At 73.1% G+C, this 14,829-nt stretch carries 11 protein-coding genes and 1 pseudogene; 8 read left to right on the top strand and 4 right to left on the bottom strand.

Going from position 1 to position 14,829, the window contains the following annotated elements; all coding sequences use genetic code 11:
• Positions 1-83 precede the first annotated feature (83 nt).
• Positions 84-812, top strand: coding sequence for a hypothetical protein (locus ABZ449_RS40295; protein ID WP_360356637.1), 729 nt, complete (start codon positions 84-86; stop codon positions 810-812).
• 10 nt (positions 813-822) lie between these two features.
• Here ABZ449_RS40295 and ABZ449_RS40290 read toward each other — a convergent pair whose 3' ends face one another.
• Positions 823-2,418 carry a M4 family metallopeptidase gene (locus ABZ449_RS40290; protein ID WP_360356634.1) on the bottom strand — a complete coding sequence of 532 codons (1,596 nt, stop codon included), beginning with the start codon at positions 2,416-2,418 and terminating at the stop codon, positions 823-825.
• Positions 2,419-2,577: 159 nt separating this feature from the next.
• Between ABZ449_RS40290 and ABZ449_RS40285 the strand changes: the two genes are divergently transcribed.
• Both ABZ449_RS40285 and ABZ449_RS40280 read left to right on the top strand, forming a co-directional pair.
• Entirely contained in the window at positions 2,578-2,979 is a 402-nt protein-coding gene (locus tag ABZ449_RS40285; RefSeq protein WP_360356633.1) for a GNAT family N-acetyltransferase, read from the top strand.
• Positions 2,980-3,002: 23 nt separating this feature from the next.
• Complete coding sequence (locus ABZ449_RS40280; RefSeq protein ID WP_360356630.1) at positions 3,003-4,331, top strand: hypothetical protein; 1,329 nt, start codon at positions 3,003-3,005, stop codon at positions 4,329-4,331.
• Positions 4,332-4,370: 39 nt separating this feature from the next.
• On the opposite strand, the gene ABZ449_RS40275 is transcribed toward ABZ449_RS40280, so the two are convergent.
• Positions 4,371-6,521: an amino acid adenylation domain-containing protein gene (locus ABZ449_RS40275; RefSeq protein ID WP_360356628.1), complete on the bottom strand. Its 2,151-nt coding sequence runs from the start codon at positions 6,519-6,521 to the stop codon at positions 4,371-4,373.
• Between the two features lie 219 nt (positions 6,522-6,740).
• On the opposite strand from ABZ449_RS40275, the gene ABZ449_RS40270 reads away from it, so the two are divergent.
• From ABZ449_RS40270 to ABZ449_RS40250, 5 genes are all read left to right on the top strand, one after another.
• On the top strand, positions 6,741-7,565 hold the full coding sequence (locus ABZ449_RS40270; RefSeq protein ID WP_360356625.1) for an ATP-binding cassette domain-containing protein: 825 nt from the start codon (positions 6,741-6,743) through the stop codon (positions 7,563-7,565).
• A gap of 129 nt (positions 7,566-7,694) precedes the next feature.
• The gene (efeO, locus tag ABZ449_RS40265) at positions 7,695-8,843 is read left to right on the top strand and encodes an iron uptake system protein EfeO (RefSeq protein ID WP_360356623.1); all 1,149 of its coding nucleotides are present in this window, start codon (positions 7,695-7,697) and stop codon (positions 8,841-8,843) included.
• A 115-nt stretch (positions 8,844-8,958) separates the two neighbouring features.
• Entirely contained in the window at positions 8,959-10,263 is a 1,305-nt protein-coding gene (efeB, locus tag ABZ449_RS40260; protein WP_360356620.1) for an iron uptake transporter deferrochelatase/peroxidase subunit, read from the top strand.
• A gap of 50 nt (positions 10,264-10,313) precedes the next feature.
• Positions 10,314-11,162, top strand: coding sequence for an iron uptake transporter permease EfeU (gene efeU / locus ABZ449_RS40255; RefSeq protein WP_360356618.1), 849 nt, complete (start codon positions 10,314-10,316; stop codon positions 11,160-11,162).
• Positions 11,163-11,379: 217 nt separating this feature from the next.
• Positions 11,380-11,988, top strand: a complete 609-nt coding sequence (locus tag ABZ449_RS40250; RefSeq protein WP_360356615.1) for a DUF4232 domain-containing protein — start codon at positions 11,380-11,382, stop codon at positions 11,986-11,988.
• 119 nt (positions 11,989-12,107) lie between these two features.
• On the opposite strand, the gene ABZ449_RS40245 is transcribed toward ABZ449_RS40250, so the two are convergent.
• The gene (locus tag ABZ449_RS40245; protein ID WP_360356614.1) at positions 12,108-14,675 is read right to left on the bottom strand and encodes an FtsX-like permease family protein; all 2,568 of its coding nucleotides are present in this window, start codon (positions 14,673-14,675) and stop codon (positions 12,108-12,110) included.
• Between the two features lie 59 nt (positions 14,676-14,734).
• A pseudogene (locus ABZ449_RS40240) lies at positions 14,735-14,829 on the bottom strand (ABC transporter ATP-binding protein); the annotation flags it as partial.

Genomic DNA, 14,829 nt, shown 5'->3' with positions numbered 1-14,829 from the left:
TGCTGGAAGGGGGTGTAGTTGGCGATGGCCTCGATCCGGCCGGGCGGGGCCATCCGGACGGCCTGCTCCAGGGTGTCGACCACGTGGAACTGGAGGGCGTGGAGGCGGCCCGCGCCCGGGTGGCGGCGCTCGGCCTGCCGCCCGCGCTGGCCGACGACGCCGGCCCGCTCGCCCCGGCGGCGGCCGAGGCGAGCCTGGAGGTGATCGTCGCCCAGTACGGCGGCCTCCTGGACGACTCGGCGAGCGTGCTCGTGGTCTGCCGTCAGTGGACGCGCGGCCCGGACGGTTCGGTCGCCGAGGGCGGCACCACGGTGGACGTCCGGCTGAGCCGGGCCGAGCCGCGCTGGACCGTCACCGCACTGCACCCGGGAGTGGCGGGCCCGGCCGCCGCCGCGCCGCCGCCCGCGGTGGCCCGGGTGCTGGCCGAGCCCCGGATCGAGCTGCCGCCCGAGGCCGCCGCCGACCTGCGCGGCGGCACGGTGCACGACAGCGTGCTGGAGGCGATGCTGCGGCTGGCCGGTCCGTACACGCTCTCGGTGAGCGTGGTGCGGACCGGCCACCCGCTGGACGTCTTCGGGACGACCCGGCCCAGCGACCATCCGCTGGGCCGGGCCTTCGACGTCTGGCGGATCGACGGGCTGGCCGTGGTCGACCCGGGTACGTCCCGGCAGCTGATCGAGTCCTTCATGCGGGACGCGGCCGCCGCCGGTTCGTACAACGTGGGCGGCCCGGTGGCGATCCCGGGCGTCGGCAACCGGTTCTTCACCGACGACACCCACCACGACCACTGCCACGTCGGGTTCGACCACTGACGGCCGTGCGTCAGCTGACGTTGACCCCGCTCCAGGCCGCGGCGACCGCGTTGTACTCGGTGCTGCCGGCGCCGTACAGGTCGCGGGCGGCGTTCAGCGAGGCGGTGCGGGCGCCCTTGTAGGTGGTGGTGGAGGTCATGTAGACGGTCAGCGCGCGGTACCAGATCTTGGCGACCTTCTGGTTGCCGATGCCGGTCACCGTGGAGCCGTTGCAGGTGGGGCTGTTGTAGGTGACGCCGTTGATGGTCTTGCTGCCGCTGCCCTCGCTGGCCAGGTAGAACCAGTGGTTGCCGACGCCCGAGGAGTTGTGCACGTCCAGCTTGCCGACCGAGCTGCTCCAGCAGTCGGCCGAGCGGCCGTCCAGCGAGGGCTTGTCGAAGCGGCGCAGCCACGGCGGGGTGGACTGGTCGCTGAACAGGTAGTCGCCGGTGTCGACGCTGTTGTTGGCGTACCACTCGACCATGGTGCCGAAGATGTCGCTGGTGGCCTCGTTGAGGCCGCCGGACTCGCCGCTGTAGCGCAGGTTGGCGGTGGCGCTGGTGACGCCGTGGGTCATCTCGTGGCCCATGGTGTCGAGGTCCACCTGCTCCGGGTCGGTGGTGCCGTCGCCGTCGCCGGTCATCATGCAGAAGCAGGCGTCGGACCACTGGGCGTTGTCCCAGTTGGTGCCGACGTGGACGAAGACGGTGGCGCCCTTGCCGTCGTTCTTGATGCCGCTCCGGCCGTGGACGTTCTTGTAGTAGTCGTACGTCCAGGCGGTGTTGGCGTGGGCGTCGACGGCGGCGGTGGCGCGGTCGGAGGAGAACTTCTTCCCGTCGCCCCAGACGTTGGTGGTGCTGTTGAACGTGGTGCCGGAGGCGGCCTTGAGCGAGCTCGCGGAGAGGTTGTTGGCGTCCTTGGTGACGTGGCCGCGGACCGGGTCGGTCAGGGTGTAGCCGCCGCCGCTCTTCGCGGTGGTGTCGATGCCGATCGTGCCGGTGTACTCGGAGTTCCCGGTGCCGACCGCCTGGTGCTCGGCGTCGTAGGACTCGATCTGCTCGCCGGTGGTGGCGTCGGTGACGACGACCTTGCCGGCGGGCTGGCCGTGGTCGCCGGTGCCCTCGACGGTGGTGCGCCAGGCCAGGCGGGGCGTGCCGTCGGCGGCCCAGACGACCAGCTCGGGGGTGCTGACGGCCTCCTTGACGCCCGGGGCGGCGGCGAGCGCGCCGGCCGCGCCGGACTGGGCGGTGACCTTCGGGACGGTCGACTTCACGGCGGCGTCGTGGGCGGCCGCGCGGGAGGAGTCCTTGAGCTTGCCCTTGGCGTCCTGGTGGACGACCAGGTCGCCGCCGACCACCGGCAGGCCCTGGAAGGTGCGGTCGAAACGGACGTGCGAGGCGCCGTCGGCGTCCAGCACGACGTCCTTCAGCACGAGGTCCTGGCCGGTGCCGAAGCCGAACACCCCCGCGTTGCGGGCGACGTTGGCGCGGGCCTGGGATATCGCGGCCTCGCGCATGCCGGGGGCGGCGGAGGCCGCGGCGGCCGGGACGGTGGCGCCGGCGAGGGCGGCGACGACCGCGACGGCTGCGGCCACGCGGGCACGGCGGAAGGAGGGCGTGGGGGTCACTCTGACTCCAGTGGGGGTCGCTGTGCAGGGAAAGGAGCTGCGTCAGAGATTGACGGGGTCCAGTCAGATTCAGCTAGAGGAAAGGTCATAACTTTGCCAAGTCGTGTCCTTGGTTGATCAAAAGTGATCAGGATTTAACAAGGGCTCTACAGTGCCGTCGTGACGATCGACTACCTGTGGCGCGGCCCGCTCACCGACCCCGAACTCGACGCCCTGCACGCCGAAGGCTTCGGCCACCCCGGGGAACCCGGCGACTGGCTCGCCCGGCTGGAACGGCACAGCCTCGGCTGGGTCACCGCCCGCCGCCCGGCCGACGGTGCCCTGGTCGGCTTCGTCAACCTGGCCTGGGACGGCGGCACCCACGCCTTCCTGCTCGACACCGTGGTCGCCCCGGACGCCCGGCGGCAGGGCGTCGCCACCCGGCTGGTCGCCGAGGCCGCCGACGGCGCCCGCGCGGCCGGCTGCACCTGGCTGCACGTCGACTTCGAGCCCCACCTGCGCCCCTTCTACCTCGACGCCTGCGGCCTGCGCCCCACCGACGCGGGGCTGTTGGCGCTCTGACGCGAGCCGTAGGCTTCCGCTCCATGGACGGATGGCTGGGGGCCTGGACCGGTGGCCGGGCGGCGGTCCACGTCGGCGACGTGGCGGACTTCGACGCGCAGTTCCTCGCCCCCGGCAAGGACGCGGCCCAGCGCCTGCGACGGCTGCGGCACGCCCACCACTACGCCTGCCTGGCCGTCGGCTACAGCCCCGAACCGGCGGTGCTGGTGCTGCCCGCCGAGGTCGCCCCGGAGTGGACCGACTGGCTGGCCCGGGAGCTGGAGTGGGGCCCGGTCGAGGTGCACAGCGGCGTGGCGCCGGAGCGGACGATGGCCGAGGCCCTCGCCGAGCGCCCCGCCCTGGCGGCGCGGATCGCCGACTCCGGCCGCCCGGTGGTGGGTTGGGGCCGGACGGCGGCGCAGGGCGACGGGCCCGAGCTGGCCGCCGTCCGCCGCTTCGAGTCCAAGGCTGCCGCACACGACCTGTTCGCCGCCCTCGCTCCCGGACACCCCGGCATCCGGCTGCCGCGCCAGGAGCGCCCGGAGGGCCGGCGCCGGGCGGCCCGCCGACTGACCGCCCGCGCCGCCCGGGGACTGACCACCGTGCTGAAGAGCCCGTACGGCGTCGGCGGCCACGGCACCGTGGTGGTGGAGCCCGCCGAGCTGTTCGCGGCGGGCGGCGGCCGGGCGCTGCTGCGCCGACTGGTGCGCTCCGAAGAGCTGCCCGCCGACGGCGCGTTGCTGCTGGAGGAACACGTCGACGCGGGGCCGGCGGCCCGGTTGCGCGACCTCACCTACGACGCCCTGGTCGGCCCGGACGGCACCGTCCACCCGGTCGGCGCGGGTGCCATGGACGTGGCCGGCACCCGCTACCAGGGCGTCACCGTCGGCCCCGGCGCGGTGCCGCACGCCGCCGCCGTCACCGCCCGCCGGTTCGCCCTGGCGGTGGGGGAGCGGCTGGCCGCCGAGGGCTACCGCGGCTGGTACGACGTCGACTTCGTCACCGACCGGGAGCGCCGGCTCGCCCCCACCGAGATCAACCTGCGGCTCACCGGCCCGGCCGTCGCCCACGTGCTGGCCGCCCGCCTCGACCGGGTGCGCGGCCCCGGCCACCTGGTGCGCACCCTGGACGGGATGGCGCTGGGCGCCCGGCTCGGCCCGGCCGCGCTGCACGACCACCTGGAACGGCTGCGGCCGCGCTGCGCCCGGCTCGGCGTCACCCTGCTGCCGCTGATCCCGACCGCCTCCCGCGAGCCCGAGCCCACGGTGGGCCTCGCCCTCGCCGCGCCGGACACCGAGGCGCTGGACGCGGCCGAGGCGCTGGTCGGCGCGGCGAACCACGCCCTGGCCTCGATGTTCGAAGCGCTGCGGTGAGCCGCCGTCACCCCTTGCCGGACGCCCCGACGGTCCCCGTCACCCCTTGCCGGAAGCCCCGACGGCTCCCGTCCTCCCGGCCGGCGGACGCCAGAGGACGAAGCGGACCAGCACCAGTGCCGCCAGCATCAGCGGAACGTTGAACGCGAACACCAGCGCCGCCTCGCGCGGCCAGTCGGTGGCCGCGGTGAGCCGGTAGAGGTTGTCCTGCGGCCACCAGTTGACCAGCAGCCAGGTGATCGCCAGATGGGTCAGGACGGACAGCCGGCGCGGCCGGCCCAGTCGCAGGACCGCCTCGAAACCGATGACGAGGTAGACGATCCCGGCGCCGAACGCGAGGTTCTCGCAGAGGTAGAGCAGCCGGAACACGTCGTCGTACGGGGCCGGGACGCCGGTGACGTCGGTCGGGCCGGGGAAGAACGTGTCGGTCGTCACCCAGGCGCCCCCGGCGAACAGCAGGACGCAGAAGACCGCCGCGCAGCCGTTCGCGAAGTGTCCGTCCCCGGAACCTCCGCCCCCGGTCCCGCCGCCCTTGCCGCCGCCTCGGCCGCCCGCCTTGGCGGAGCGCGGGGCTGTGCGCGCGGAGGTGCGCGCGGAGGTGCGCGCGGCGGTGTGCTCCGGCGGGGCCGGCAGCGGCAGCGCCGCGCGGTCCAGCTTGCCCGCCCGGGTGCGCGGCAGCTCGGCCACCGGGACGACCGCGACGGGCACCGCCCGCCCGTCGAGCCCCGCCCCCAGGTACTGCGAGAGCGACCAGCCGTCCGCCCCGTCCACCCCCGGCTCGGTCACCGCGTAGGCGACCAGCAGCCGCCTGCCCGGCTCGGGCTCCACCTCGACGACCGCCGCCTCCCGGACCGCCGGGTGGCCGCGCAGCACGCCCTCGGCCCGCACCGCCGCCCGCACCGGGCCGAGCACCGTGGAGACCGGCCGGCCGCCGAGCGGCCCGGTGACGGTCGCGGCCCGGGCGGTGAACTCCAGCACGCCGTCGGCCCGCAGCCTCCCGACGTCACCGGTCCGCAGCACCCGCCCGTCCGGGTCGAAGTGCGCCCGCACGAAGCGGCCGGCGGTGTCCGCGGGGCGGTCGAGGTAGCCGCGGGCCAGGCCGGCGCCGCCGATCGCGATCTCGCCGAGCCGCCCGTGCGGCAGCGGCGTGCCGTCCGGCCCCAGCACGTACACCCGGGTGCCGGGGAAGGGTCGGCCGACCAGCGACACCCGCTCGGCGCCGTCGGCGACGGCCGCGCCACGGGCGTCGAACCAGGTGCTGTCCACGGTGGCCTCGGCCAGGCCGTAGACGTTCAGCACCCTGGTCCCCTCGCCGAGCAGCCGCTGCAGCCCCAACTGCTCGTCCAGGTACCACTTCTCGGCGCCGACGGTGAGCAGCCGCACCCCGGGCAGCCCGGTCCCGGTGGCCGCCAGCAGGGCGGTCAGCCGGCGTGCGGTGCGGACGTTCAGCTCCAGCACGGTGATCCGCTCGGCGGCGACCAGGGCTGGCAGCGCGCCCAGGTCCGCGGTGCGGTCCAGGGTGAGGTTGAACGGGGTGACGACCAGGGTGGCGCCGGTACAGAGGGCCCGGACCCAGTCGGCGGTGAAGACGTCGAACTCCAGGCTCGCGGTCTGCAGGATCCGGTCCGCGGCGGTGAGCCCGTACACCTCGCGCCAGCCCTCGTACGCGGCCAGCAGGCTGCGGTGCTCGATCAGGGCACCGGCGGGCAGACCGGTGGAGCCGGAGGTGTGGAAGACGCAGGCGAGGTCGGTGGAGGAGACCTCGGGCGGCTCGAACTGGGCCTTCGCGGGGGCGGCCGTGTCGACGCAGACCAGCCGCGCCCCGCCGGCGTCCGCCAGCCGCACCCGGTGGCACTCCTCGGTGACCACCACGTCCGGCGCCGCGTCCGCCAGCACGTGCCGCAGCAGTCCGTCCGGCGCCGTCGGCTCCAGCGGCACGAACGCCGCGCCCGCCTTCAGCACGGCCAGCAGCGCCACGTACACCTCGGTGCCCCGGCCGAACGCGACCGCCGCCCGGCCGCCCGGCGCCAGGCCCCGCTCCGCCAGCACCGCGGCCAGCCGCCCGGCCCGCGCGTCCAGCTCCCCGTAGGTCAGCTCCCGCCCGCCGCAGCGCACGGCCACCGCCTCCGGCGCCAGGTGGGCCTGCCGTTCGACCAGCGCGTGCAGGGTGTCGGCCCGCTCCTCGGTCATCCCCGTCCCCCCTCGTCCCCCCGCTTCCCCTCGGAGCCACGATCCTCCTCCCAACTCCCGGCGGGCAAAAGGGTTCTGGCACGTCCAGCCCTCGGACACCCGGGCCCGCCCCCGGCCGACGGTTGTACTCTGCACGCGGACGGACGGCGCCCGGCCCGCCGGGCGGGCCCCGGTGCGGCGCCCCGCCCGCACCCTGACCGGCGCCGCGATCGGAGTCCCATGCATGCGTCCGCCCCCGACTTCGACGGGCCGCTGCTGCGCACCCGGGACGTGGACGTCGTGCGCGACGGCCGCCACCTGCTGCGCGGGATCACCCTGGAGATCCGGCCCGGGGAGCACTGGGCGCTGCTCGGCCCGAACGGCGCGGGCAAGTCCACCCTGCTCGCGCTGCTCGGCGCGGTCTCCCACCCGACCCGCGGCGAGGTGGACGTGCTCGGCCGCCGGCTCGGCCGGGTGGACGTCCGCGAACTGCGCGCCCACCTCGGGCACGTCAACCCGCGCCACCCGCTGCGCTCGCCGCTGACCGTGCGCGAGGTGGTGCTCACCGGGCACACCAACACCATCGAGCCGGAGTTCCACCGCAAGCCCGCCCCCGAGGCGCTGGAGCGGGCCGAGCAGCTGATCGACACGCTCGGCATGCGCGCGATGGCCGAGGCCGCGTGGACCACGCTCTCCCAGGGCGAGCGCGGCCGGGCCCTGATCGCCCGTGCGCTGATGCCCAGTCCCCGGCTGCTGCTGCTCGACGAGCCCGCCACCGGGCTCGACCTGACCGCCCGCGAACTGCTCCTGGACAGCCTGGACCTGCTGCGCCACCAGCACCCGGAACTGGCCAGCGTGCTGGTCACCCACCACCTGGAGGAGCTGCCGGAGAGCACCACCCACGCCCTGCTGCTGCGCGGCGGCGAGTGTGTCGCGGCCGGCCCGGTGGCGGAGGTGATGACCACGGAGCTGGTCAGCGAGACCTTCGGGCACCCGATCAGGATCAGTCGGCACGAGGGCCGCTGGACCGCCCGGGCCGCCGCCCGCCGGGCACCGGGAAGGTAACGGTTCAGGGGGTGGGTATGGACGCAAAAACATCTGTACGTAAGGTATGCCTTAGCTAATGATGGTCGGCTGGCCCCCAGCCGCCCGTACTGCCATGGCACCCTCATGCCCTTTTCCGTTGGAGCCCGCATGTCCGCCCGTCGCCGTTCCACCGCAGCCGCGCTGCTCACCCTCGCCGTGGCGACCGCAACCCTGGCCGGCTGCGCGTCCAAGAAGGATGACAAGGCGTCCTCCTCCGACGTGGTCAAGGTGAACGCGACCGACACCGCCTGCGAGGTCTCCAAGACCAGCTTCCCGGCCGGCCACGTCGTGCTGGACATCAGCAACAAGGGTTCCAAGACCACCGAGGTCTACGTCTACGGCGACGGCGACAAGATCGTCACCGAGCGCGAGAACATCGGCCCCGGCACCAAGGCCAGCATCAACGCCGAGATCAAGGCCGGCTCGTACGAGATCGCCTGCAAGCCCGGCATGGTCGGCGACGGCATCCGCCAGAAGATCACCGTCACCGGCCAGGGCGGCAGCGCCGCACCGGCCGACCCGCGCCTGACCGCCGCCGTCGACGCCTACCGCACGTACGCCCAGGAGCAGGCCGACGCCACCATCCCGGCCGTCGAGGCCTTCGCCGCCGCGATCAAGGGCGGCGACCTGGAGAAGGCCAAGTCGCTGTACGCGCCCTCGCGCACCGGCTGGGAGCGCACCGAGCCGGTCGCCGAGAGCTTCGGTGACGTGGACCCCAAGACCGACACCCGCGAGGACAAGCTGGAGCCCGGCCAGGAGTGGACCGGCTGGCACAAGCTGGAGAAGTCGATCTTCGCCGACGCGAAGATCGGCGACGACGAGAAGAAGCTCGCCGACCAGCTGGTCGCCGACCTCAAGGACTGGCAGAAGAAGATCCCCGAGGCCGAGATCACCGCGACCAGCATGGCCAACGGCGCCAAGGAGCTGCTGGACGAGGTCGCCACCAACAAGATCACCGGTGAGGAGGACCGCTACAGCCACACCGACCTGGCCGACTTCCAGGCCAACGTCGAGGGTGCGCAGAAGGCCTACGAGCTGCTGAAGCCGGTCGCCTCCGAGAAGGACGCGGAGCTGGCCAAGACGCTGGACTCCGAGTTCGCCGCCATCAACACCCTGCTGGCCAAGTACAAGCAGGCCGACGGCACCTTCACCTCCTACGACAAGGTCACCGAGGCCGAGCGCAAGGCCTTCTCCGACGCGGTCAACTCGCTGGGCGAGCCGCTGTCGAAGCTGGCCGCCGCCGTGGTCGTCAAGTAACCGGCCGCCCCACCCCGAAGTACCCCACCGACGCCGTGGCGCCCCGTGATCCGGGCCCCACGGCCGCCGTGGGTCAGCGCAGAAGTCCAGCACAGGAGAGAAGGGCCCGCCCCCGATGGACGCGGAGAACGAGCAGCAGAACGGGACGCCGGCCGCCACCGACGCCACCGGGACCAGGGGCGCGGTCAGCCGACGCGCCGTCATCGGCTGGGCCGGCGCGGGCGTCGCGCTCGGCGCCGCGGCCGTCGGTTCGGTCGCCGCCGCGACCCGGCAGGACGACGACGTCGTCCCGGTCGCCGCCCAGGTCGGCGCCGAGGTGCCGTTCTACGGCGAGCACCAGGCGGGCATCTCCACCCCGGTCCAGGACCGGCTGCACTTCGCCGCCTTCGACGTCTCCGAGAAGGCCACCCGGGAGTCCCTGGTCAAGCTGCTCAAGGAGTGGACCAAGGCGGCGGCCGCGATGACCGGCGGCCGCGAGGTCGGCGCCGGCGCGGTGCCCGGCTCGCCGGAGGCGCCGCCGGACGACACCGGTGAGGCCCTCGGCCTGCCCGCCTCCCGGCTCACCCTGACCATCGGCTTCGGCCCCAGCCTGTTCGAGAAGGACGGCGTGGACCGCTTCGGCCTCCAGGCCAAGCGCCCCGAGGCCCTGATCGACCTGCCGAACTTCAAGGGCGACAAGCTCGACCCGACCCGCAGCGGCGGCGACCTCTGCGTCCAGGCCTGCGCCGACGACCCGCAGGTCGCCGTGCACGCGATCCGCAACCTGGCCCGGATCGGCATGGGCACCGTCAACATCCGCTGGTCGCAGCTGGGCTTCGGCAAGACCTCCTCGACCACCCCGGACGAGCAGACCCCGCGCAACCTGATGGGGTTCAAGGACGGCACCCACAACATCGCGGGCACCGACACCGCGAAGCTGGCCGACCACGTCTGGGCCGCGCCCGGCGACGGCCCGGAGTGGATGACCGGCGGCTCCTACCTGGTCGCCCGGCGGATCCGGATGCACATCGAGACCTGGGACCGCTCCTCGCTCAAGGACCAGGAGGACACCTTCGGCCGCACCAAGGGCGAGGGCGCCCCGTACGGCAAGGCCAAGGAGCACGACGCGCCGGACCTCAAGGCGATGCCCGCGGACTCGCACGTCGCGCTCGCCCACCCGGACGCCAACAGCGGCCTGATGATCCTGCGCCGCGGCTTCTCCTTCACCGACGGCACCGACGGCCTCGGCCGCCTGGACGCGGGGCTGTTCTTCCTCGCCTACCAGCGCGACAGCCGTAAGGCCTTCGTCCCGCTGCAGCAGAAGCTCGCGGCGAGCGACAAGCTCAACGAGTACATCCAGCACGTCGGCTCCGCCCACTTCGCCTGCCCGGCGGGTGTGCGCAAGCCGGGGGAGTGGTGGGGCCAGGCCCTGTTCGGCTGACCCCCTGCCGTCCCTCCCCGGTACCACCTCTACACCCCCCAGGAGCCCGCGTGTTCGGCAACTACCTGATCGGCCTGCGCGAAGGCCTCGAAGCCAGCCTGGTCGTCTGCATCCTGATCGCCTACCTGGTCAAGACCGGCCGCAAGGACAAACTGGCGCCGGTGTGGCTCGGCGTCGGCTCGGCCGTGGCGCTCTCCATGGCCTTCGGCGCGCTGCTGCAGTTCGGCTCCTCGCAGCTCACCTTCGAGGCCCAGGAGGCGCTCGGCGGCTCGCTGTCGATCATCTCGGTCGGCCTGGTGACCTGGATGGTGTTCTGGATGCGGCGCACCGCCCGGCACCTGAAGACCGAGCTGCACGGCAAGCTGGACGCGGCGATCGCGATGGGCACCACCGCCCTGGTGGTCACCTCCTTCCTGGCCGTCGGCCGCGAGGGCCTGGAGACGTCGCTGTTCATCTGGACCGCGGTCCAGGCCACCGGTGACGGCTGGAACCCGCTGATCGGCGCCGCGCTCGGCCTGCTCACCTCGGTGCTGCTCGGCTGGCTGTTCTACCGGGGCGCGCTGAAGATCAACCTGGCCAAGTTCTTCACCTGGACCGGCGCGATGCTGGTCGTGGTCGCGGCCGGCGTCCTCGCCTACGGCGTGCACGACCTCCAGGAGGCCGGCTGGCTGCCCGGTCTGCAGAGCGTGGCCTTCGACATCTCCAGCACCATCCCCAAGGACAGCTGGTACGGCACCCTGCTGAAGGGCGTGTTCAACTTCCAGCCGGACCCGACGGTGCTGCAGCTGGTGGTCTGGCTGCTCTACCTGGTCCCGACCCTGGCCGTGTTCTTCAACGTCCTCGGTGGCGGGAAGACCGACAAGCCCGTCCGGCCGGTGACCGCCGAGCCGGCCGCCTGACCCGGTCGTTCCGCACCCCTACCGCCCCGTCCGGCACCCGCCGGGCGGGGCGGTTTGGTGTGTGCGGCGCCGATTCCCGCCGGTAGCAGTCGGAATCGGTCAGGTAAAGGAAGAAAACGGTCAGATCTGACAATCTGCAGCCCCAATGGAACCGTTCTGCCACGGCCTTCGTACTTAGGGTGACAGCTCCATGCCATTACCCACCCTTGGGGGGACCATGACCGTTCGCAGGCCTGCCAGGTTAGTCGCCGCCGGTGTCGCCGCCCTCGCGGCGACCGTCCTGCTGACCGCGTGCGACGACGTGAAGTACACGGACGACAAGCCGGGGGACCCGAAGGCGAGCGCCGCCGGGGCCACCGTCCCCGGCGACCCGATGGCCGGCCAGGCGGCCGGTTCGCGCTGCAAGAGCGACGAGATCACCGCCACCGTGCAGATCAAGAGCGCGGGCTCGGCCATGCTGACGATCAAGAACAAGAGCGACCACAACTGCACCCTGTACGGGTACCCGGGCTTCGGCGGACTGAAGGCCGACAACAGCGCGGACGCGCTGTCGGCCAACCGCGAGGCGCACCCCGGGCCGGCGGTGCTGGTCACCCTGAAGCCCAACAAGTCCGGCTACGCGGGCCTCAAGTGGACCGCCTGCGACAAGTCGGACGCGACCTGCCACGTGCTCACCGGCCTCCAGATCACCGCGCCGGACGAGACGACGCCGGTCACCGCCGAGGTGCTCGGCACCGACGGCAAGCCGGCCGGCCAGCTGCTGGTCTCGGCCGCCGGAGTGACCACGGGCACCCTCCAGCCGAACAACGAGAAGGTGCTCTTCTGACCGGCGCCGCCCGCTCGACGCTGTTCACGTGATGCGGTCCGCCTGACGACGCGCGGGAGCCCCCGGGGCGGTTCCTCCGAACCGCCCCGGGGGCTCCCGGTTCTCGTACCTCCGGACCGCTACTGGCTCTTGATCGAGTCCAGGATGTCCAGCTTGGCCGCCCGGTGGGCCGGCCACATCGCGGCCAGCAGACCGATCACGGCGGCCGCGAGCAGGTAGCAGGCGATCTGCAGCGGCGGCACCACGGTGGTGATGTCCTTGAGGCTGTCCGCCAGCGTGCGCACGCCCGCCCAGGCGGTCAGGATGCCGAGGGCGACACCCACCAGCCCGCCGAACAGCGCGATCAGCAGCGACTCCAGCCGGACCATCCGGCGGATGCCCAGGCGGTCCAGGCCGATGGCCCGCAGCATGCCGATCTCCCGGCGCCGCTCGAAGACCGACATCGCCATGGTGTTGACCACGCCGAGCACCGCGATGACCACGGACATGCCGAGCAGCCCGTACATCATGTTCAGGATCCCGGAGATCATCGAGCGGTTCTCCGCCTTGATCTCCTTCTGGCCCTTGACCGCGATCAGCGGGTTGCCGCCGGACGCGTCGCGCAGTGCCTGCTTCAGCTCGGGGGTCGCGCCGTCGGTGCCCTTGACCAGGACCTTCTCCAGGCCGGAGCCGGGCTGGGCGTGCGGGCCGACCACGGCCTCCGGGGCGATGATCGAGGCCAGCGCGGTGTTCGCCTCCAGGATGCCGCCGACGGTCAGCGAGCCCTTGACGCCGTCCGGGTAGGTGACGGCGAGGGTGTCGCCGACCTTGTAGCCGGCCTCCTTGGCGCGGCCCGAACTCACCAGCAGCTTGCCCTGCTTGAGGGCGTCGGCCGAGCCCTCGGAGACCTTGACGGTGGCCACCTGGTCGATGGTCGCGGCGTCCACCGCGGTCATCCACTCGCTGTCCTCCTCGTTCTGCCCCGTCTTGACGGACATGCCGCGCTCGGCGCTCACCACGCTGACGCCGGGCGCCTTGGCGATCTGGGTGGCGATCTCGGGGGAGAGCGAGGAGAAGTTCTGCATCGCGACCGTGTAGTCGGCCTTGAGGTCGGTCGCGGTGGCCTTGTCCACGGCCTGGTTCACCGAGGCGCCGATCACGGTCAGCGAGGTGATCAGGGTGACGCCGATGGTCAGCGCCGAAGCGGTGGCGGCGGTGCGGCGCGGGTTGCGGATCGCGTTCTCCTTGGCCAGCTTGCCGGGTGCGCCGTACAGGGCGCGCAGCAGCGGGGAGATCAGCGTGATCAGCGGCCGGGACAGCAGCGGGGTCAGCACGAACACGCCGATCAGCAGCGCGCCGGCGCCGAGGCCGACCAGCTTGACCTCCTTGCCGCCCACGCCGGCCGCCAGCGAGGCGGCGCCGGCCAGGGAGAACAGCAGACCGATGGTGTTGCGGACCAGCAGGCCCTTCTGGGTGGCCGGCTGCTCGGCCGAACTCATCGCCGCCACCGGGGCGATCCGGGAGGCGCGGCGGGCGGGCAGCCAGGCGGCCAGGACCGTCACCAGCACGCCGACCGCGAGCGCGGCGACCACCGTGCTCGGGGCGACGATCAGCGGGCCGTCCGGCAGGTTCGCGTCCATCGGGCCGTTGAGCAGCGACTTGAGCCCGACGGCGATGCCGATGCCCGCCAGCAGACCGGTCACCGACGCGGTCAGACCGACCAGCAGCGCCTCGACCAGCACCGAGCGGGTGATCTGGCGGCGGGTGGCGCCGACGGCGCGCAGCAGGGCCAGCTCCTTGGTGCGCTGGGCGACCAGCATGGTGAAGGTGTTGGCGATGATGAAGATCCCGACGAACAGCGCGATGCCGGCGAAGGCCATCAGGAAGGTGGTCAGGGCGGTGGTGCCCTTCCTGATCATCTCGTCCTGCTCGTCGGCGAGCTGGCGGCCGGTCTTGGCCTCGATGAAGTCGCCCTGCGGGACGGCCTGCTGGACGGCGGCGAGCAGCGCGGTGTCGTCGGTGCCCGGCTCGGCCTTGACGTCCAGCTCGGCGAAGCGGCCCGGGGTCAGGTAGAGCCGCTGGGCGGTGGCGGTGTCGAAGGCGGCCAGCGAGCCGCCGGCCGTCACGCGCGGGTCGTTGGTGTGCACGGTGCCGGTGAGCTTGAGCTGCATCACCGGGCCGTTGACCGCGACCCGGACGGTGTCGCCGATCTTGTAGCCGCCCTTGTCGGCGGTCTTGGCGTCCAGCGCGATCTCGGTGGCGTCCTTCGGGCCGCGGCCCTCGACCAGCGGGTAGCGCGGGTCGGAGCCGTCGGCGCCCGGCACGTAGTTGGTGCCGGTGGTGGAGAAGCCGTTGCCGATCAGCGCGCCCTTGTGGTCGGCGATGCCGGCGAAGCCGCTGACCACGCCGCGGACCTCGGCGGCGCCGGGCAGCGCGGCGACCTTCGTGCGGGTCTCCTCGGTGAGGGTCGGGCCGCCGACGGCCTTGTCGCCGTGGCCGAACGCGGCGGCGCCGGCGGCCTCGCGGTCGGTGACCGTGACGGCGATGTCGGTGTAGCTCTTGGAGTTCTGGGTCCTGAGCGCGTCGCCGACGGTGTCGGAGAAGACCAGCGTGCCGGCCACGAAGGCGGTGCCGAGCATGACGGCCAGTACCGTCATCAGCAGTCGGCCCTTGTGGGCGAGCACATTGCGCAGTGCGGTGCGGAACATGGGGGAGCGTCAGTCCTGGGGGTACTCGGGGACGGGTGGCGTTTCGGGGGCCGGGGGCCTCAGCTGGTGCGGCCCTTGGCGTCGAAGCGGCGCATGCGGTCCAGGACGGTGTCGGCGGTGGGCTGGTGGAGTTCGTCGACGATGCGGCCGTCGG

The organism is Kitasatospora sp. NPDC005856 (assembly GCF_040629945.1).
Lineage (GTDB): Bacteria > Actinomycetota > Actinomycetes > Streptomycetales > Streptomycetaceae > Kitasatospora.
The sequence above is the reverse complement of the archived record's forward strand: the minus strand, read 5'-3'. Positions and strand labels throughout refer to the sequence as shown.

Bases quoted from the DNA above. Each gene is read 5' to 3' on its own strand.
- ABZ449_RS40280 (WP_360356630.1), top strand. From the start codon at position 3,003: ATGGACGGATGGCTGGGGGCCTGGACCGGTGGCCGGGCGGCGGTCCAC.
- ABZ449_RS40275 (WP_360356628.1), bottom strand. From the start codon at position 6,521: ATGACCGAGGAGCGGGCCGACACCCTGCACGCGCTGGTCGAACGGCAG.
- ABZ449_RS40270 (WP_360356625.1), top strand. From the start codon at position 6,741: ATGCATGCGTCCGCCCCCGACTTCGACGGGCCGCTGCTGCGCACCCGG.
- efeO (WP_360356623.1), top strand. From the start codon at position 7,695: ATGTCCGCCCGTCGCCGTTCCACCGCAGCCGCGCTGCTCACCCTCGCC.
- efeB (WP_360356620.1), top strand. From the start codon at position 8,959: ATGGACGCGGAGAACGAGCAGCAGAACGGGACGCCGGCCGCCACCGAC.
- ABZ449_RS40250 (WP_360356615.1), top strand. From the start codon at position 11,380: ATGACCGTTCGCAGGCCTGCCAGGTTAGTCGCCGCCGGTGTCGCCGCC.
- ABZ449_RS40245 (WP_360356614.1), bottom strand. From the start codon at position 14,675: ATGTTCCGCACCGCACTGCGCAATGTGCTCGCCCACAAGGGCCGACTG.